Origin of the sequence: Methanoregula sp. (assembly GCF_049510175.1) — an archaeon.
GTDB lineage: Archaea > Halobacteriota > Methanomicrobia > Methanomicrobiales > Methanospirillaceae > Methanoregula.
The window spans coordinates 103704-121694 of record NZ_JBEKZF010000001.1 but is presented as its reverse complement, the minus strand read 5'-3'; the positions used below and the strand labels follow the sequence as shown (position 1 = coordinate 121694).

Annotated in this window: 16 protein-coding genes and 1 pseudogene; 5 read left to right on the top strand and 12 right to left on the bottom strand. The window is 54.6% G+C overall.

Features of this window, described 5'->3' with window-relative positions; genetic code table 11:
- Positions 1–112: 112 nt before the first annotated feature.
- Positions 113–1888 (bottom strand): MFS transporter, encoded by a 1776-nt coding sequence (locus ABSG49_RS00665; protein WP_424024163.1) that lies wholly within the window; start codon positions 1886–1888, stop codon positions 113–115.
- Between the two features lie 270 nt (positions 1889–2158).
- Between ABSG49_RS00665 and ABSG49_RS00660 the strand changes: the two genes are divergently transcribed.
- Entirely contained in the window at positions 2159–2791 is a 633-nt protein-coding gene (locus ABSG49_RS00660; protein WP_424024162.1) for a class I SAM-dependent methyltransferase, read from the top strand.
- Positions 2792–3138: 347 nt separating this feature from the next.
- Here the strand turns inward: ABSG49_RS00660 and ABSG49_RS00655 are convergent, their stop codons facing one another.
- From ABSG49_RS00655 to ABSG49_RS00640, 4 genes and pseudogenes are all read right to left on the bottom strand, one after another.
- On the bottom strand, positions 3139–6135 hold the full coding sequence (locus tag ABSG49_RS00655) for a hydrogenase iron-sulfur subunit (RefSeq protein WP_424024161.1): 2997 nt from the start codon (positions 6133–6135) through the stop codon (positions 3139–3141).
- A complete protein-coding gene (locus ABSG49_RS00650) occupies positions 6132–7469 on the bottom strand; it encodes an FAD-dependent oxidoreductase (RefSeq protein ID WP_424024160.1) in 1338 nt (445 codons plus the stop codon). Before ABSG49_RS00650 ends, ABSG49_RS00655 begins: the two co-directional genes overlap by 4 nt.
- The gene (locus ABSG49_RS00645; RefSeq protein ID WP_424024602.1) at positions 7459–8331 is read right to left on the bottom strand and encodes a Coenzyme F420 hydrogenase/dehydrogenase, beta subunit C-terminal domain; all 873 of its coding nucleotides are present in this window, start codon (positions 8329–8331) and stop codon (positions 7459–7461) included. Before ABSG49_RS00645 ends, ABSG49_RS00650 begins: the two co-directional genes overlap by 11 nt.
- 36 nt (positions 8332–8367) lie before the next feature.
- A pseudogene (locus tag ABSG49_RS00640) lies at positions 8368–8598 on the bottom strand (4Fe-4S dicluster domain-containing protein); the annotation flags it as partial.
- Positions 8599–8745: 147 nt separating this feature from the next.
- Here ABSG49_RS00640 and ABSG49_RS00635 point away from each other — a divergent pair.
- Positions 8746–9117 carry a class I SAM-dependent methyltransferase gene (locus ABSG49_RS00635; protein ID WP_424024159.1) on the top strand — a complete coding sequence of 124 codons (372 nt, stop codon included), beginning with the start codon at positions 8746–8748 and terminating at the stop codon, positions 9115–9117.
- Here ABSG49_RS00635 and ABSG49_RS00630 read toward each other — a convergent pair.
- Positions 9068–9289, bottom strand: a complete 222-nt coding sequence (locus tag ABSG49_RS00630; RefSeq protein WP_424024611.1) for a hypothetical protein — start codon at positions 9287–9289, stop codon at positions 9068–9070. The genes ABSG49_RS00635 and ABSG49_RS00630 overlap by 50 nt on opposite strands.
- Before the next feature lie 56 nt (positions 9290–9345).
- On the opposite strand from ABSG49_RS00630, the gene ABSG49_RS00625 reads away from it, so the two are divergent.
- Genes ABSG49_RS00625 through ABSG49_RS00615 form a run of 3 tightly spaced genes read left to right on the top strand, consistent with a single transcriptional unit; the run spans position 9346 to position 12960 of the window.
- Entirely contained in the window at positions 9346–10767 is a 1422-nt protein-coding gene (locus ABSG49_RS00625; RefSeq protein WP_424024158.1) for a nitrogenase component 1, read from the top strand.
- Positions 10748–12106 (top strand): nitrogenase component 1, encoded by a 1359-nt coding sequence (locus ABSG49_RS00620; protein ID WP_424024157.1) that lies wholly within the window; start codon positions 10748–10750, stop codon positions 12104–12106. The genes ABSG49_RS00625 and ABSG49_RS00620 overlap by 20 nt, the downstream gene beginning before the upstream one ends.
- 8 nt (positions 12107–12114) lie before the next feature.
- Positions 12115–12960: a nucleotide-binding protein gene (locus ABSG49_RS00615; RefSeq protein WP_424024156.1), complete on the top strand. Its 846-nt coding sequence runs from the start codon at positions 12115–12117 to the stop codon at positions 12958–12960.
- A 60-nt stretch (positions 12961–13020) separates the two neighbouring features.
- Here the strand turns inward: ABSG49_RS00615 and ABSG49_RS00610 are convergent, their stop codons facing one another.
- From ABSG49_RS00610 to ABSG49_RS00585, 6 genes are all read right to left on the bottom strand, one after another.
- Complete coding sequence (locus ABSG49_RS00610; RefSeq protein WP_424024155.1) at positions 13021–13803, bottom strand: DUF169 domain-containing protein; 783 nt, start codon at positions 13801–13803, stop codon at positions 13021–13023.
- Positions 13804–13815: 12 nt separating this feature from the next.
- On the bottom strand, positions 13816–14640 hold the full coding sequence (locus ABSG49_RS00605) for a DUF169 domain-containing protein (protein WP_424024154.1): 825 nt from the start codon (positions 14638–14640) through the stop codon (positions 13816–13818).
- Positions 14641–14803: 163 nt separating this feature from the next.
- Positions 14804–15325 carry a transcription elongation factor Spt5 gene (locus ABSG49_RS00600; protein ID WP_424024601.1) on the bottom strand — a complete coding sequence of 174 codons (522 nt, stop codon included), beginning with the start codon at positions 15323–15325 and terminating at the stop codon, positions 14804–14806.
- Positions 15326–15337: 12 nt separating this feature from the next.
- Positions 15338–15547 carry a protein translocase SEC61 complex subunit gamma gene (locus tag ABSG49_RS00595; protein ID WP_424024153.1) on the bottom strand — a complete coding sequence of 70 codons (210 nt, stop codon included), beginning with the start codon at positions 15545–15547 and terminating at the stop codon, positions 15338–15340.
- A 6-nt stretch (positions 15548–15553) separates the two neighbouring features.
- Positions 15554–16645: a cell division protein FtsZ gene (gene ftsZ / locus ABSG49_RS00590; RefSeq protein WP_424024152.1), complete on the bottom strand. Its 1092-nt coding sequence runs from the start codon at positions 16643–16645 to the stop codon at positions 15554–15556.
- Positions 16642–17958 (bottom strand): D-aminoacyl-tRNA deacylase, encoded by a 1317-nt coding sequence (locus tag ABSG49_RS00585; RefSeq protein ID WP_424024151.1) that lies wholly within the window; start codon positions 17956–17958, stop codon positions 16642–16644. The genes ftsZ and ABSG49_RS00585 overlap by 4 nt, the downstream gene beginning before the upstream one ends.
- Positions 17959–17991 lie beyond the last annotated feature (33 nt).

Below are 17991 nucleotides of genomic sequence, written 5' to 3'. Positions count from 1 at the left end.
CCGGTATTCCGGAACTCCGGCAAGACTGCGGTCAGATTCCGGTGGCCCCGAAAGAAAAATCCGGAGCAGGCAGGAAAATGTGTGTCTCCCTCTTGGATCCATAACGCAATTCCTATTCCACAATATCCCAGCCGGCATTATCCAGGGGTCCGGGTATCTCCCCGGGTGTTTCCCCCTTCTTCCCGTGGATTTCGTGAACAAACCGTGACCCGGTCATGGAACACAATATCGCGGCGATGACGGAGAGCAGGGCACCGATGTAGAAGGAGATCCTGAGCGATGGCATGAAGGCATGCGCAAGCGTTGTCGGGAACCAGGTGGTGCCGGTCAGGGTGGTCATGGTCGCCGGGCTGATCGCGGTAACGACGGACTGGGGCAGGGTGACAAGGATCGCATGGACCGGGTTGTATCCCAGGAACGCGGCAAACAACGCTCCCGTCGGCGGAATTACGCTCATGGGAACGATCAGGTCCGGGGCCCCGGCGTTGGTAAGCGATATCGCGAGTTCCGGGGGAAACAGGTGCGTCAGGCTGACGATGACGACGGTAAAAAACAGGGCCATGGAGATGACCATCCCGCTGTTCTGCAGCATCGACCGCATGCCTGATGCAACACCCCGGTCCTCCGGGGGAACGGAATTCATGATGGCCGCAATGTTCGGGGTGCCGAACATGCCATTCCCGAGGCCCATGATCAGGAGTGCGATGGCAAAGATCGGGTACTCGAAATTATAGGGCAGCATGGCCAGCATCAGGAATGAGAAGGCGATGAGGAGCAGACCGGAGGTGGCGAACCACCGGGAGCCGTATTTGTCCGACAGCCAGCCCGAGAGGGGGCCCATGATCACGAACCCGGCGGTGAGCGGCAGCATGAAGACCCCGGCCCAGAACGGTGTCGACTCGTAGCTGTACCCGTGGAGTGGCAGCCAGATGCCCTGCAGCAGCATGATCAGGAGGAACATCATGCCTCCGCGGGCAAGTGCGCTCAGGAACCCGGCGGTGTTCGCGAGGGAAAATACCCGGATCCTGAAAAGGCTCAGCCGGAACATCGGGTCCTCGACACGGCTCTCGATGAACGGGAATGCGACCAGGAGGGCGATGCCGATCACGAGCGATGCGAGGACCCACGGGCTGCCCCATCCCATCGGGTCCTGCCCGTAAGGGAGCAGGGCATACGTGATACCGATCAAAAAGATGGTCAGCCCGCCGACAAAGGTGATGTTGCCCCAGACATCGATCTTCCGGGCCCGTTTCGGTAACGGTGTCTCCTTCAGTTTCAGGAATGCCCACACCGTGCCCAGGATGCCGACCGGCACGCTGACGAGAAACACGTACCGCCAGTTATAGAACGCGAGTATGCCGCCGAGGATGAGTCCCACGAACTGGCCTGACAGGAACGCCATCGTGTTCAGTCCCAGCGCCTTGCCCCGTTCATCAGGAGGGAATGCATCGGTGAGGATTGCCGCGCTGTTGGAGAACGTGAACGACGCGCCCACGGCCTGGACGAGACGGAACGCGATGATCTCGAGGGCGCCTGCGTCACCCTTGTCCGGCGTGAGGAAGAGCAGGATGGATCCAAGGGTGAAGATGGCAAACCCGATATTGTAAAGCTTCACCCTCCCGTACATGTCCGAGAGCCGGCCGAAGCTGAGGAGCAGTGTTGCGGTGACGAGGCTGTACCCCATCAGTACCCAGATCAGGTACTGGAACGAGGTGAGCGGGTCGATATTGATGCCATTGAAGATCGCGGGCAGCGAGATCAAGGTGATGCTGCCGTTGACGGATACCATGAACATCTCGATGGTCGTGATCGAGAGCACGATCCACTTGTAATCGATGCCTTTTTTGACCGGTCCTGTTCCAGTGCCTGGGGTTTCGTTCTTCTCCATGGGATCGGGCCGCCCCCGTTATCATCCGGGAATCTGTCCTGAACATGTAAACTATAGTTTACAAAGTTAGATCCTTCGGGGCTATAATTGTTTCAGGCACCCGGCCTGAAGGAACTGCTCCGGATGAACGTACCCGGAGGGATACGGGATATCAGAACCGGAGAAAAGGGCAACGAAAATGTGAAAAGAAAAAGAAGCTGTTCCCGTCGGGAGAAAACGGGGAAACATTGAAACCCTCCCCCAATTGATTACTCCCTCAGGGTGGCATGCATGAAATATGCCAATGTCGACAGGATTTACCGGACCATACCGCTGGATAACATTCCCTGGAACAGCGAGACCCCTCCCGACGCACTTGTTGAGCTTGTGCAGGACGGGATCGTCCGGCCCTGCAAAACCATCGATCTCGGGTGCGGTGCCGGCAACTATGCGATATACCTGGCAGGTCTCGGGTTCGATGTCACCGGCGTCGACAGTTCTCCCACGGCAATAAAAATTGCCGGAGAAAATGCAAAAAAACGGGGAGTCCGGTGCGGGTTCATTGTCGCGGATCTCCTCGGCAATTTGCATGAAGTGAAGGGCACGTTTGACTTTGCCTATGACTGGGAGTTCCTGCACCATATATTCCCGGAAGACCGGGGGACCTATATTAAAAATGTACATAAAATCCTGAACCCCGGAGCAACGTACTTTTCCGTCTGTTTCAGCGAGAAAGACCCCCAGTTTGGCGGCACCGGGAAGTACCGGAAGACCCGGATCGGGACAACGCTCTATTTCTCATCGGAGTCCGAGCTGCGAGACCTCATCTCCCCGTATTTTACGATCCGGGAACTGAAAACCATGGAAGTCAGCGCCAAGTATGGCCCGCATTGTGCGGTATCAGTGTTAGCTGAACGACGCTAGCGATGAGCCGAGAAATTAATAGAAATTCCGGAAAAAAGTTCATAGAATTCATTTTTGGGCTCTGGAGAAATCGTACAGGATATGTTTGTAAAGACGCTCCTAGGGGTTTCGCCTCCAGTTCACCCCCGCCGCTGAGGCAAACTCGGAAATATTCTGTCGAATATTTCCTGTGAGCCTGTCCTGTCCTTTGGACACGAAAGACACCCCCGCGATGCGATATCTGTGGAAAAAGTTGAGAGATTGATTGAATGAAATAAGGTTTTCTCCAGAGCCCATTTTTTTACTTTTTCATTATCAAGGCAAATCCGGATTCTACCCGTGCATTCTCATTCAACCGGATTTTATTCCTATCTCCATTTCACTGATATTTTCCCGACTGAAACGATCCCGATCCCGGATCTGACCAAGACCTCATACTCCTGCGGTTTTTTCAATGAACATGCGACATCGGTTGACCATGGATTTTCGCCTTCATTCCCGGATCTGACATGCGCTTTCAGAATACAATCATCAACCGGGTAAAACCTCCTCCTTTCCGATCGGATTGGAGAGATTACCACGGATAACTCTTCTCCTTCACTGATATTTGTAAATCCTGAGATGGTAAATGACTCTCCCATCTCCTTATCAGACATAGGATCGATCCTGATGAACGGCTCCTGAACAGAGAACGGAATATGTACCAATAAATCATCAAGACCATCGGTCGTGATCATATCAGTGAGTGCAGCTACCGCTGAACTACCTGTCAGGGAACACTCAAACCGGATCTGTTTATCATTCACGGTGTTTTTTACAACCACTCCTTCTTCAGTGATCATCCAGACCAGATCGAACCGGTTATTTTCTCCTGGATGCTGCAGTATAACGGAATACTCACCGGTTTTCATCTTCTCCGTCATGGCCGGGGGGAGAGTATATTGGAAGGTATTCCCGACCTCAACAGGAACACTATCATAAAACCGGAACTCATCCCCAAAGATCCAGATAGCAATTTCCGGAGGCAGAGATCCGGTCACCGCTCCGGTAATGACAAGGCGATCTCCTCTGGCCAGAACAGATGATGAGAGATTTGCAGATATTGTCCTTGTATCTGCCTTTAACATCCTGGCTTTCTCATCATCTCTCAGAGCAGCTTCCATCTCCTGAAGGATAGTACTTAAAAGTCTCTCTCCGTACCGCTCTTCCGAAACACCTTTCTGTATGCTCTTTCTTGCAAGACCAAGTATCAGACGAAGCTTCTTTCCCTGAAACACCGCTTTGAGGTGCTCCAGATTCTTCCGGTCATCCTCTCCCATCTTTCCGAGGGATCGGATCCGGTCAATAAAACTTTTCGTGATCTCAGAAAATTTCTCGCCTTCTGATGCAGATACCCACTCGAGTCGTATCCGCTCATCCAGTCCATATCGTTCAAAGACAGTATGAAGGAGGTTATATCTCCGCAATGTCTCCAGGTTCCCGTCTATGTAATGACAGTCCTGCAGATGACATCCGGAGATGAGTACCCCATCCGCCCCCTCGGTGAGAGCATCAAAGACAAAGACCGGATCAACCCGTGCAGAGCACATAACCCTGATGATCCTGGTATTCGGAGGATACTGGAACCTGGCCGCACCTGCAAAATCCGCTCCTGCATAACTACACCAGTTGCAGCAGAAGGCAATTATCTTGATCTCATCTTCCCGTCGTTCCTGAAAAGCAGCATGGATCTGTGCATGAATCTGCTCATCGGTGAAATGAGACATGGTTATCGCATGGGTAGGACATGCAGCACCACAGTTCCCGCATCCCTTGCAGAGCGCTCGTAGGGTTCGTGCCTTCTTATTCTCGATCCGTATCACCCCGTACGGGCAGAGATTCTCACAGACGCCACATCCGGTGCAGAGATCAGGATCGATCATACTGCTGATGGCATCGATTTTAAAAACCCGGTTCCACATCGGGATCCCGGCTCTCGATGCGGCCGCAAGCGCTTGTTCAACACTCTCCGGTATCCCGGCCGGTCCCCGTGCTGTTCCGCATACGTATATTCCGTCGTTCGCAAAATCAACCGGACGAATTTTTAAATGGGCTTCGAAGAAAAATTTGTCCTGTCCGAGAGGAACCTTCAGGACCTTTGAGAGTTGTTCCGCTTCCGTGGTCTGGACAAGCGGTGTTGAGAGTACCACCATATCTGACCGAATATCCAGTTCTCTCCTGAGCACCGGATCATAGACAGTACAAATTCTGTCACCTACGGTTGGCGGCCGTTCAGGCAAGAATTTAATGAATTTAATGCCCGTCTCCCGTGCTCTTCGGTACTGGGTTTCGTAGTCCGCTCCGTATACCTGTATGTCATTGTGCAGGATAGAGATCCGTGCATCGGGATTCATCTCTTTGAGCAGGATGGCATTCTTTATCGCAACCATACAACAGATTCGCGAACAGTACGAGACTGACTGACCCCGTGAACCGACACATTGTATCATCACGATATCTTCAGGAGGTGCAAAACCGGCATTCATCATCTTTTCGAGTTCGAACTGGGTGATCACCTGATCAGAATCATGATATCGATACAGTCCTTCTGGTTCAAAAGGGACTGCTCCGGTTGCAACGATGATTGTACCGACACGGAGGGGGATCTCCTCTCCGTTCCGGTTAACAATCACATCAAAATTACCGATAAACCCTTTCAGATCCTGAATCACGGATGATACGAGTACAGTTATCTTTTCAGTGGATCTCACTTCATCCAGAATGGGCTTTAAAGATTGGGCAGAGTCCTGGTACGAGGGAAAAAGAGAGTGCAGATTTTTGAGCATACCCCCAAGTTCTCTCTCCTTCTCGACGAGATAAACCAAAAAACCCTGTTTTGCCAGACTGAGAGCTGCAGTCATACCTGCGATTCCACTGCCGATCACCAGTGCAGACGGCTCAACATCAACAGATATATCCTCATCCGGTTCGAGAAGTGCCGCTTTCGCGATGCCCATCCTCAAAAGATCCTTCGCCTTCGCGGTAGCTTTCTCCTTCTCGTTCATGTGAACCCATGAGCACTGGTCCCGGATATTCACGAACTCAAAGAGATACGGATTGAGTCCTGCATCCCTGCAGGCAGATCTGAAGAGAGGTGCATGGGTCCTCGGAGTACAGGCAGCAACAACAATCCTGTTTAACTGGTGATCGGTAATAGCTGCCTTTATTGCTGTGAGCCCGTTATCCGCACAGGTATAGAGATCCTGCTCTGCATATACTACCCCCGGGAGTTTCTTCACATATTCAATGGCCCCCGGGACGTCAACAAACCCGCCAATATTTGTCCCGCAATGGCAGACAAATACACCTATCCGGACTTCATTCATGATCTAAACCCGCTTCTGGTATCCTGCTGTCCGGTCAGGGAACTGGTGAGCGATTCCCGGAGGATGCAGATATACTCTGCCGCCCGTGCAGATGCACCGCTCGCGCTTATCACCGCATCGGTGATATCCACCGGTCTCTTGCTGTATCCGCAGACAAAAATACCGGGAACTTTCGTATCAGACGGAGCAAACAGCATATCCCTGCATGAAAAAAACCCGTTCTCATCGATATCGATACCAAGAATCCCGGCGAGTTCTCCGGCCCCATGGCTTGGCTGAAGGGCAACCGCAAGAACAACCATATCTACCGTGATCTTCTTTACCTCCGAACTCTGGCGGTCATAATACCATAGCACCGGGTTATTATCTGCAGTCTCCCGGATCTCTCCGGGTTTTGCCTGAATATACTGTATTCCATACTCCGCTTTTCCCCGTACGATGTACTCCTGAAACCTCTTCCCTGATGCCTGCAACTCCGTATAAAAGATAAAATTTTCGATATCAGGATCATGCTCCCGTGCCAGGGTTGCGCTCTTAGTCGAGAACATGCAGCATATCGCGGAGCAGTACGGATTATTCTTCACATCCCGGGATCCCACACACTGAATAAATGCGAGTCTCTTTACCGGACGTCCGTCGGAGATTCTTACCAGATGTCCCCCGGTAGGACCGGAAGCATTGATCAGACGCTCATACTGTATCGAAGTGATCACATTCGGGTATTCACCGTATCCGTATTCAGGGATTGACGATGGATCAAAGACGTCCAGCCCGGTTGCGACGATGATAGCCCGTGCATCAAGTGAAAATTCCCTGGACTTCTGATCCAGATTAATTGCCTCTGCATTGCATACCTTCACGCAGTTACCGCACTTGATGCAGGTATCCCAATCGATCAGTGCTACCCGTGGGACTGCCTGCGGGAAGTAGAGGTGTATGCTGCGACCAGATCCAAGCCCGACATTGAAGATGTCCGGGGCCTGATATGGGCATGCGGTTATGCAGTCACCGCATCCGGTGCATTTCTCTTCGTCGATGTATCGTGGTCTGGTGATGATCTGAACGTGGAAAGAATCCCCAAGGCGACTCATCTTTTTTACCTGAGAATACGAATACACGGTGATATTCGGATGATTGAAGCAGTCGATCATCTTTGGAGCAAGGATACAGATGGAGCAGTCATTGGTCGGAAACGTCTTATCCAGCTGGGCCATTCTGCCCCCGATACTCGGACTCTTCTCGACGAGATATACATTCAACCCTTTTTCAGCAAGATCAAGAGCTGCCTGAATTCCTGCTACCCCTCCTCCGATAACAAGCACACTATCTTTCATCTGCATCCCAAAAAAGAGAGAGATATTTTCTTAGCTGATCAATTCCATGCTTATCTTTCCGTGAGACCATTCTGGCTATCTCACCATTGTCTGCTGAAGTACTGTCGCGATCCTTTAAAAGATTAAAAAGTTCTTCTCCTTTCTGTGTTCTCACAATAACCGTAGAGTATCCGTCTGGGCTTCCGACCATTCCGACTGATATATCAGCCAGTTCTGAGGTGAAATCGGTGCAGAACAGGCAACCGGTCCTGACGGCAGTTATCAGATCTTTCACCCTGCATGAGACCGTCTTCCCTCTGTCCGAGACGATGAAATTCCCTTTCGATATGACTGCTCTCTCAACAGTATCCAGATCTACATGCAGGAGATCTTTAATTCTTTTTTTCAGGAGATAATACCTGAAGTTTTCCATACAGAAGAGACCGATGGCCGTGAGATCTACATCCGGCATAGACCTCTGGATCTCCCGTAATCCGAATATCTGACAGGGAAGTCCAACCACTGCAATCCTCTTCTTCCCTCTCTCTTGTACTGCTTCGACAAATTTTTCTGGTATCGGGAGCAGTTCGTATTTTGAACCTTTCGCACTGATAATATCATCAGGATCCTCCGCAATAACAGCCTCGTTCTTCTTGTTATTTCCTCTCCGGACAACTATCGCAGAGTCAAAAAAATTCCGTTTCATCCCTTTGATGAGCAGGGAAGTGACTACTCCCCCGTCATACCCGGAGAGAGTTGTTTGTACTGCAGATACTTTACGGAAAACCCCAAACCCTTCCCTTGATCCTTCACCTAGGAAGAGATGCTCAAGTTCCGAGCGATGCGATCGCTCTTCTCCAGATTTTAATGCTTCAGCCCTCATTCCAAGGACGAGACGAGGGTAATCCACACCGGAGGGACAGGCAGTACTACAGGCTTCACAGATCATGCATGCCCAGATGGCCCTGTCGCGCCATATCTCCCGATCATATCCGCGGATAATTTTTGCAATATTCAGAACAGGAGAGAAGGATTTGTCAGCTCGTGCGATAGGACATCGTGCAGTACATTTACCACATTCGAGACAGTAATATGCACGCGAATCTCTGATCAGTTCTGTAACACGGTGAGACTGGGTAGAGGTGATCATATCATGGAGTATAGATCGGTTTTTTAGCTGGTCTGAATAATCACGCCAGTAGTCACTGTACCAAACGTTAAAGGTAACGCAGAAATTTTTTTATTGATATTTCAGAGTCTGTTACTCGAATATTCCCAATCAGGTCCCGGGTTTGACGTGACCCGAGTCGACAGTTCACAAACAGCGATCAGTATTGCAGAAAAGAACGCACGGGAAAAAGGCGGGCGGTGCCGGTTCATCGTTGCCGATCTCCCCGTCAACCGGCAGGAAGTGACCGGCACGTTTGATTTTGCATTTGACTGGGAACTGTTACACCACATCTTGCCGAAAGACCACCAGACGTATATCAGGAATGTGCTCCGGATCCTGAACCCCCTGTGCCACATACCTCTCCGTCTACTTCCCCGAACAGGACCCCCAGTTTGGCGGGAGCGGGAAATTCCGGAAAACACGGATCGGGACAACACACTATTTCTCATCAGAATCCGAACTGCAGGACCTCGTCTCCCCGTATTTCAGGATCCGTGAGTTGAAAACCATTGAAATCGGTGGTAAATTCGGTTCGCATGTTGTAATCTACCTGCTGGCGGAACGACGCTGAATTCATTTCATGAGAGGCTTTCCTGTCCAGGGTCAACCCCTTCATACCTTTTGTCTGCGGGTAAAACGCCGGCTGGCTTCTTATCCCCGTATTCTCCATAAAAAATCAGTCAATAACTATTTACCGCCCGTGCGTGATGGGAAACTGTGTGAATCATGGAGAACGAGTCCATCGTATTTCACGGCAACCTGCAGCAGCTGCTGGAGAAAGTGGAGACCGGCGAGATGATCCCCAAGCTGCAGGCATCGCACGCTCCCATGTGCAAATTTTTCACTGCATATTACGTTATCAGCGGTATCCGGCACGTTGTCCCTCTCGTACACGGCCCCACGGGATGCCCGCTCTACATGTCTGACTTTGTCAGGACCCGTGAATGCTGCGAGATACGGGGCGTCCCGCTCGAACCCACTGCCTGCACCACCCTGGATGAAAGCCACATCATCTACGGAGGCGAGGGAAAACTCCTGGAAGCAGTGAAAGAAGCGTATCAAAAGTACCATCCCGACCTCATCGTTATCCTCTCCTGCTGTTGTTCCGGGATCATCGGTGACGATGTCGAGAGCATTGCCCGTGAAGCCGAAAAGCAGGTCGGCTGCAGGGTGCTTGCGCTCAGGAGCGAGGGCTTCGGCGGCGACTTCCGGAGCGGGTACGAGGATGCGTTCAAGCTCATCATGGAGCTGATGGAGCCCCCGGAAAAGATGATGAAAGGGACGATCAACATCCTTGGGGCCCGCTGGGGGCCGTCACCCACGGAGTTCAACTGGGACATGGACGAGATTGAACGGCTCCTTGATAAGATCGGCATAAGGATAAACGCCATCATCGCGGGAGGATGTACGGTCGAGCAGATTAAACATGCCCGGGAAGTCGAGCTGAATGCCTCGTGGTGTTACGACTGGGGGCAGAAGCTCGGCGACCTGATGCAGGAACGGTTCGGTATCCCGTACAGCAGGACCGGGCAACCCTACGGACCTGAGGCAACCAGAGAGTGGCTGCTCGGTGTTGCAACTCCTCTTGGCATGGAGGAAAAAGCGCTTGAGGTGATTGAGCAGGAAATGCGAGAGGTTGAGCCGGATCTTACCTATCTGCGGCAGGCCCTCTCGGGAAAAACCGCAATCATCGAGATATCGGAATTTCCCGGGCCGATCCGGGCCCTCTCCCTTGCACGGATGGCAGCGGAGTTCGGGGCACATCCGGTCGTAATCAATGTTCACCCGTATACGATCAAGGAGCGGATGCCCAGTATCAAGTTCCTGTTAGAGACCGGCGTCAACCCGGAAATTATCCTGACAAAAGGACTCTTCCGGCTGGGGAGCTTCCGCTCGTCAAAAGAGACCGAGGACGAGCTGGAAGCGATTGTAAAAGGGTATGATAACGCGATCTTCTTCGGGAACTCCGGCCGGTTCCCGCCCTGCCCGGTGGTGAACCTGACGCTCATGAACCCGGCGTTCCAGCCCCAGTACGGCTACAAGGGGATCAAAAACATCGCTGCTCTCGTCAGGCAGGCACTGGAGAACAAGGACCTCCCGCGCTCGCGCCTCTTCAGGGGGATGCTTTATGGAACCGGAAAACGGTGAAGAGCCAGCCGGGCGGAGGATCCCTTCCCCGGAGTCATGTACCGACCCCTACCTCCGGTGCGCCTTCAACGGCGCAGCCCAAACAGCGCTGGGTGTCTCCGGTTCCGCCCTGCTTGCTCATTCCCCCCAGGGGTGCGAGTACCTTGTCAACAATGCCTTTGCCTCGCAGGAGTGCGACTATATGGAGACGGTTACGCTCTGTACAAAACTGTGCGTAAACGAGATCGTGCACGGCGGTGAAGACATCCTTGCCCGGACGATCCGGGAGGCAAAAGATCTCCCCATCTCCTCCCTGTTCGTAATCAGTGCATGCGGGCCCGAGATTGTCGGTGATGACATCGTTGCGGTATGCGAGACCCTGCAGCCGGAGGTGAAGTTCAGGCTTGTACCCATTCCCTGTGCCGGGTTCAGGGGATCGCAGTATGACGGCATCGACATTGCACTGGATACCCTCCTGAAAAGACTGGTGAAGAATGGGGGGGAGAAGAGGTCGGGATCGGTCTGCCTTATCGCTCCCCACGCGAATGCCAACCCGACCTGGACTGCAGACCTTGCATGGGTACAGCAGGTCCTTTCCCGGATGGGTGTCCGGGTTGTTGCCACGCTCACCCACAAGACTCCCCTTTCTGAGATTGAGAAGGTGGCATCTGCCGAGACATCTCTCCTGCTCAGCCACGATGCCGGGCAGAAAGCAGCGGATTATCTTTCTTCGGCCTATGGTATCGAACAGATTTTAAGGGGGATGCCGCTCCCCATAGGATTGACCAACACGCAGCGATGGCTGGCTGCGCTCGGGGAGCGGTTCGATGCGCAGAAAACAGTGGAGGGCATGGTTGCGGAAGGCGAGCGAATGGTGACAGCGACGTGCAGGCGCAAGATGCCGATGGCGCGGTTCCTGTACCGGACTCCTGCCGCGATCATTGCCGATGCCACGATCGGGATCCCGCTGGTCCGGTTTGTCACCGAGGAGATGGAGATGACACCGGAACTCGTGGCTCTCTACACGTCGCAGCGCCCGGTGCGGGAACTCCTTGAAAAGGAACTGAAAGAACTCGGGCTCAGCCCCAGAGTCGTGTATGGCACGGACGTATACAAGACGAGGATGAGCTTACGGGAGATAAGGCCGAAGGTCATATTCGGGAGCACCATCGAACGGCATGCCAGCGAGGGACTTCCGGTGGCATACGTGGTCGAAGTGGTGAGAATGATGCGCCAGTTCAGGATGATCAACCGGGAATATTTCGGCTATACCGGCATCCTGAACCTCTTCGAGTGTGTCCAGAACGAATGGACGATGGGGTGGCGTTCAAAAGAGAGAAGGTACGAGGCGAAGTGGTGAATTAAAGCATGAGACAAATCGCGATATACGGCAAAGGGGGCATCGGGAAGAGCACGATTGCCTCAAACCTGTCTGCGGCGCTGAACGAAATGGGGCATACCGTCATGCAGGTCGGTTGCGATCCCAAGAGGGACTCGACGAGGATCCTTGCCGGGGGTCGGTTTATCCCCGCGGTCCTGGAAGAGCACCGGGAACAGCTGAGGGTGGGCAGGGACGAATATGCGATCAAACTGGACCATATCGTCTTCAAATCGCCCGGCGGGATCTACCTTGTCGAGGCCGGGGGCCCGGAGCCTGGAGTCGGCTGTGCCGGCCGGGGCGTGCTGACAGCGCTGCAGATCTTAAAGGACCTCAACGCATTCGAGACCTACAAGATCGATGTGGCGATTTACGATGTACTCGGCGACGTTGTCTGCGGGGGATTTTCGATGCCCATCCGCGAAGGGTTCGCAAAAGAGATCTACCTTGTCTGTTCCGGCGGATTCATGAGCATTTATGCGGCAAACAACATTGCCCGGGCCGTGCAGCGCCTCGCCAAGCGGGGGGATACCGGGCTTGCCGGGATCATCTGCAACAGCAACGGTGATGATGCGTTCGAGCACGCAGTCATCCCGGAATTTGCAAAAAAACTGGGGACTTCGTTTGTCCGGTTCGTGCCCCGGAGTTCTGTGATCCAGGCGTGCGAGATGGAAGGACGGGCCGTGGTGGAGTTCTCTCCTGGATCAACTGAAGCGGAGGTCTTCAGGAATCTTGCACAAGCGATTATGGATAATGATTCACAGGTCATCCCGACACCGGTGAACGACCTCGCCGAGCTCGAGAAGATGTACCGGGAGCATCGTCTGAAACGATGATCGGTCCTGATAATTTTCCTGGATCCCTGAAAAATTTATTTTAATGGTATATCCGGCAGCCTACCGGTCCAGCCGCTTCCCGTGGCCGGGAAATGCCACCTGCGGTCTCCGTACAATAAATGAGGCGTCCAGATTTTTTACCATTCGTTCGGCCATGTCTGCGGGAATGCCCAGCGCCATCATCTCCGGGGGAAGGGAATGGTTCTGCGTCGGGTCCTGCGGGCCCATGAACGCGGTGTCGCGGGGCGTGTTTTCCGCAAGGCCCGCCGGGAACGTGATATAGGTCGAACAGGCAGATCCCCAGGGAACGATGACGGGTGAGAACGGGTCATCCCGGTCAAAGTGGATGAGTGCCGCCATGTTCCGGATCTGCTCGCCCGTACCAAAGCAGCAGAGGGATCTGATGGCAGGTCCGGCATCCGGAAGGGTCTCGCATGCCTGCACGACAAGATATTTTCCCGGGGAGCGGATCGGCCCTGCCGCCACCGTGCAGCGTTCGACAAGATCCGGGCTTGCTTTCAGGTATTCCGCCGCCCCGCCGCGGACGTCTTTCCTGCCGGTCGATACGAAATATTTGATATCATCGGGCACCGGAATATACCCCACATGGTAGAGCCCGCCAGGACAACAGCCCTCGCTGGTGTCGGCACTGAGATAGATCGCTGATACCTCAGTTCCTGTCGCCATCCGGTAAAGGGAGACGGCAAAACACCGGTTCACCTCAGCCAGCCGGGGAACGCCCGCCGGCAGGACTTCCGATCCGTACACCACAAGGGGGCGTGTCGAAAGCCTGAATGCGGTCTTCAGCCTTGCCCCAATTTCCCTGAAATCCGTTTCTGTCATGATCACCCTCCATCACTGCTCTGCGGCCAGTCCTTTCCAGATCGGGCCGTCGAACACACCATCTTTCGCCTCCTCTTCCATCTCCTCGAAAAGGGAAAACGGCACGGCAAAGGTGAACATATGCGGAGGGATCGTCTTGCCCACATTCGCCCGTGCGGCAAGGTCCGTGTACCCGAGCACTGCCCGGGGATGCTCCTTCTTTGCCTCGTCGTACACGAATGCCCCGATCTGCTGGCAGGCGGCCATGGGCGGGACCCGCACGGGATCGGTGCCCTCGCGGACCGCCCCGACGAGCGTGACGAGCCCGGTGATCTGCAGCGGATCGGCAACAAACACCACGACGACCGGGCGCTCGCCGGGCTTCACCTTGCCCAAGGGGGTGAAGATCACGTACTTCTCGGCTATATCCGTGATCGGGAGGTCTGCGGTCATGAACCGCTTTGCCTTCTCCGTATTCTTATGAAGGCGTTCGCCATGCAGGAACTTCGCCCGATCCCGCTCGGGAATATGCTGCACGGTTGCACAATAGGCCTCCCTGTTCTTGCTGCTCTCCTGCCCTTTTACAAAGAATGCAGCCATGAATTCGACACCGGCGCCACCAAAGGCATCGTAGTACCCGTTGCCGAACCCGAGTCCTGCACGGGCACCGGGGCAGCCATAGCTCTCCCGGTCGAACACGGCGGTCTTTCCCTTCGTTGCGACCTGCGCAAAGAATGGCATAATGCAGCTCTGCCCGTGCGGTTTTATCTGCAATGCACCTTCGGGTTTGGTATTGCTCCAGAGAATGGCCACGGGTTCATGGTCAAGCCGGAGTTTTTCTGCGGTGATACTTTTCATAAACGTCCTCTCCTCTTGGATGGGAATCGGAGAAAATCCATGATAAAGGTATTGATGGGAGGCCCGGGCACGGTGGGGGAATCGGGGGGAAAATCTCTATCCGGATCCCGCCGCTCATAAACCTGTACGGTCGGCCTGCATTGATAAATGAAAAAGAGCTGAGTTATTTCTGGTCGGAGTACTTCTCAACGACCCGGACATTATCCCCGCGGACCGTGATCGGGATCGGGACAACGCTCTCGTAGAGCTCGACCGTGATCTCTTCCTTTGCGGAATCGACCCTTTTTACCACGGCCTTCTCGCCCTTGAAGGGTCCTGCGATCAGCTCAACGATCGTGCCTTCCTCGATACCGGAGACGACCGGCTTCGGGATGAGGAAGTGGCCGACTTCGGCAAGGCTCGTCTCGCCCTTGATCACCGAACGCGCGTGGGCAACTTTCTCCACGAGCTGCTCGATACGGTTCATCTTCTCGGGGGTCTCGACGAGCACGTAGCCCTGGAGCTCGTTGGGCACGATGATCGCGGTCACCTTGACATCGATTGCCTTGGTCTCAATCGCCTTGAGGATATTATCCGCTACCGTGCGCTCCTGCTTGGAGGTCGTCTTGATCGCAAAGATCCGGTTGACAAATACTTCGGGGGTGGCCGGAGCCTGCGGAGCTGCGGGGGTGGGAGGCTGAGTCATAGACATCGGGGATCAGAATCCCAGCATGGTCTTGTGTTCGAATCCGACGAAGATGATGAACCCGATCATGCCGACAAGGAGGACGCCGGCTGCTGCAACGGTGGCAATCTTGGTGAACTCGTCCCGGGTGGGAGTGCGCGCGAGTTTTAAGACCCGGAGGTACTTACGGAACAATTCCTCGTGTATGACGCTCGTTTTGTTTTCAGACTTTGAAATTTCCATATCCGCTCACTTGAGAAAATCGATCTCAAACTGTTTCTGTACTTTGGGGGTAAGCTTCTCACTACGACCATATATTTGTGGCGACCGTACGCCCGTGACCACCAGCAGGCACCGCATCTTGTCTTCCATCGCCGGGTCGATCTGAGCACCCCAGATGATCCGGGCGTTCGGGTCGACTCTGGAATAGACTTCCTGCACCACACCCTCCGCCTCTTCCATGGTCATGTCCGGGCCTCCGACCACGTTGACAAGCGCGGCAGTTGCACCGCTGATATCCACGTCGAGAAGCGGGGAGCGGATCGCCTTCTTGACCGAATCTGCGGCCTTGTCCTCGCTGTCACTCTCGCCCATCCCGATCATCGCGACGCCGCCGCGTTCCATGACCGTGCGCACATCGGCAAAGTCCAGGTTCACGAGCCCGGGCATCGTGATCAGCTCGGTGATGCCCTTGACCGCACGCATCAGGACTTCATCCGCGACCTTGAAGGCAGCATAGAGGGGGAGTTTCGGGACAATCTCGAGCAGCTTGTCATTGGGCACAACAATGACCGTATCAGCCACGTCCCGAAGGCGCTCGAGGCCGGCTTCTGCATTCTCCATGCGGATGGACCCTTCCGCGGCGAACGGCAGGGTGACAATCGCGATCGTGAGGGCCCCTTCCTCCCGGGCGGCCTTTGCCACGACCGGCGCGACACCGGTACCGGTACCCCCGCCGAGCCCGACCGTGATGAAGACCATGTCGCAGCCGGAAACGGCCGCACGGATCTCCTGTTCGTTCTCGAGGGCCGCTTCCTCCCCTATCTGCGGGATGGAACCGGCGCCGAGACCGCGGGTCCGCTGCCGGCCGAGAAGGATACGCTGGTCCGCACGGGTGCGGATCAGGTGCTGGGCATCCGTGTTCATGGCAATGAGCTTCGCCCCGTGGATACCCTCCTCCATCATGCGGGAGATCGTGTTCGACCCTCCGCCTCCGCAGCCGATGACCGCGATCTCGGTCTTGAGCTCAGCGAGAATCTGGTCAAGGTCTTCGTTATTCTGCGTGGGGGACACGGTTTCGTCCCTCGCCTTAGTGAGTGCCTCTTCAACAATTGACCTCATGAAAACTTCTCCAACCCCGGGATGTGGATTCTGACTTCACTGCGGGAAGACACCAGGTCCGGTGTGATTGTCCTCTGATCAACAACTACCGGCCGGCCCCCTGCCAGCTCCTTGTAGGAAGGTCCGGGTATAACTCCCAGTTCGCGCGCTTTTTTGGGATCGAACCGTACCTTGGTAATGATCAGGTAATCTCTCTCCGTTGCAGTGATCTCTTTACTACGTATGATTTTTACGCACAATGTATTTAAATCATTTATTATTTGGGCCGAATGTTCCGTATAGGTAATGAATTCGGGAAGCAGGCGATTATCGTGCGTGGAAAGATGAACAACGGGCAGATTGGTTAGATTTTTTAACAGGCCCGGCTCGTCCGTTTTGACGGTTTCGGCCAGTAAAACAGGATTTGCCCGTACAAGCACCGGTGTACCCGCACGTGAGAGTGCGTGGATGTAGCACCTTGATCCGGGCGATACCCCCCCGGCCATCTTCCGGATCGCACAATACGTGTCCCAGGACAGGTGGCCCAGTGCGGTGATCTCGCTCTCGGAGAGTCGTGGGATCTGCAGTGCCTCAAGCATCCCTGATAACCGGTTGAGCACTTCGCGGTCAAGTGCTTTCCGGTCGATATAAGCGCCAACCGCCCCGCTCTTCTCCATCATCGAGCGCACCATCTCATTGTCAAGTGCCGCAATCTCGCGGGTATGGGCAATGTGGCCGAATGCCCCCCGGGATGTGAGGGCGATCTCCGTTTCCCGGGCCGCGTAATGGGTGCCGCCAAACCCGATGAGCGGGACCGGCTCCTGCGGGACTGCCGACAGCACGCTCTCAGCCACCGCCCTGCCGGCCACGGGATCGCCCCATTCCTTCTCTGTGCTGCCGATCTCGACAAAGAACGACGGGAGCGAGAGGCCGGTCGGCCCGTGGTGGGTCACCTCGTACGAGACCCGGTAGCCTTCGGGACAGTGCCGGGCAAGGGCCCGCAGCGTTGCCTGCATCATGGCCGGAGCGGCGGGGGCGAGGGTCCGGGGACTGCCGCCGAGTTCCGCTGCACCGAAGTTCCCGGTGACGTGGACGGTGAGGATGGGGACCGGGTTGACGCTGGAGTGGCGGGAGAGGAAGATAAGGAGGTCGGCTTCGATCTCCCGGTCGACCGCCTCTGCATGGATCAGCCGTTCTCCAACATCATAAAAATTGTAGGTGTTGCCGTTTTCCTGCCCCGGTATCCCGGCCCCGGTGTCGAGCAGGTGCTCGATGTGGTGCCGGATATTCAGACCTGCCGTGTCCTGCCGGGAGTTGACCAGCGCGATCCTCATTACAGCATACGTAGACGCGGCAGACGATTAAGG

Excerpts from the sequence above, each read along its gene's own strand:
- ABSG49_RS00665 (WP_424024163.1), bottom strand. The coding sequence starts at position 1,888 with ATGGAGAAGAACGAAACCCCAGGCACTGGAACAGGACCGGTCAAAAAA.
- ABSG49_RS00625 (WP_424024158.1), top strand. The coding sequence starts at position 9,346 with ATGGAGAACGAGTCCATCGTATTTCACGGCAACCTGCAGCAGCTGCTG.
- ABSG49_RS00615 (WP_424024156.1), top strand. The coding sequence starts at position 12,115 with ATGAGACAAATCGCGATATACGGCAAAGGGGGCATCGGGAAGAGCACG.
- ABSG49_RS00655 (WP_424024161.1), bottom strand. The coding sequence starts at position 6,135 with ATGAATGAAGTCCGGATAGGTGTATTTGTCTGCCATTGCGGGACAAAT.
- ABSG49_RS00600 (WP_424024601.1), bottom strand. The coding sequence starts at position 15,325 with ATGACTCAGCCTCCCACCCCCGCAGCTCCGCAGGCTCCGGCCACCCCC.
- ABSG49_RS00650 (WP_424024160.1), bottom strand. The coding sequence starts at position 7,469 with ATGAAAGATAGTGTGCTTGTTATCGGAGGAGGGGTAGCAGGAATTCAG.
- ABSG49_RS00620 (WP_424024157.1), top strand. The coding sequence starts at position 10,748 with ATGGAACCGGAAAACGGTGAAGAGCCAGCCGGGCGGAGGATCCCTTCC.
- ABSG49_RS00645 (WP_424024602.1), bottom strand. The coding sequence starts at position 8,331 with ATGAGGGCTGAAGCATTAAAATCTGGAGAAGAGCGATCGCATCGCTCG.
- ABSG49_RS00605 (WP_424024154.1), bottom strand. The coding sequence starts at position 14,640 with ATGAAAAGTATCACCGCAGAAAAACTCCGGCTTGACCATGAACCCGTG.
- ftsZ (WP_424024152.1), bottom strand. The coding sequence starts at position 16,645 with ATGAGGTCAATTGTTGAAGAGGCACTCACTAAGGCGAGGGACGAAACC.
- ABSG49_RS00595 (WP_424024153.1), bottom strand. The coding sequence starts at position 15,547 with ATGGAAATTTCAAAGTCTGAAAACAAAACGAGCGTCATACACGAGGAA.
- ABSG49_RS00660 (WP_424024162.1), top strand. The coding sequence starts at position 2,159 with ATGAAATATGCCAATGTCGACAGGATTTACCGGACCATACCGCTGGAT.
- ABSG49_RS00610 (WP_424024155.1), bottom strand. The coding sequence starts at position 13,803 with ATGACAGAAACGGATTTCAGGGAAATTGGGGCAAGGCTGAAGACCGCA.
- ABSG49_RS00585 (WP_424024151.1), bottom strand. The coding sequence starts at position 17,958 with ATGAGGATCGCGCTGGTCAACTCCCGGCAGGACACGGCAGGTCTGAAT.
- ABSG49_RS00630 (WP_424024611.1), bottom strand. The coding sequence starts at position 9,289 with ATGGAGAATACGGGGATAAGAAGCCAGCCGGCGTTTTACCCGCAGACA.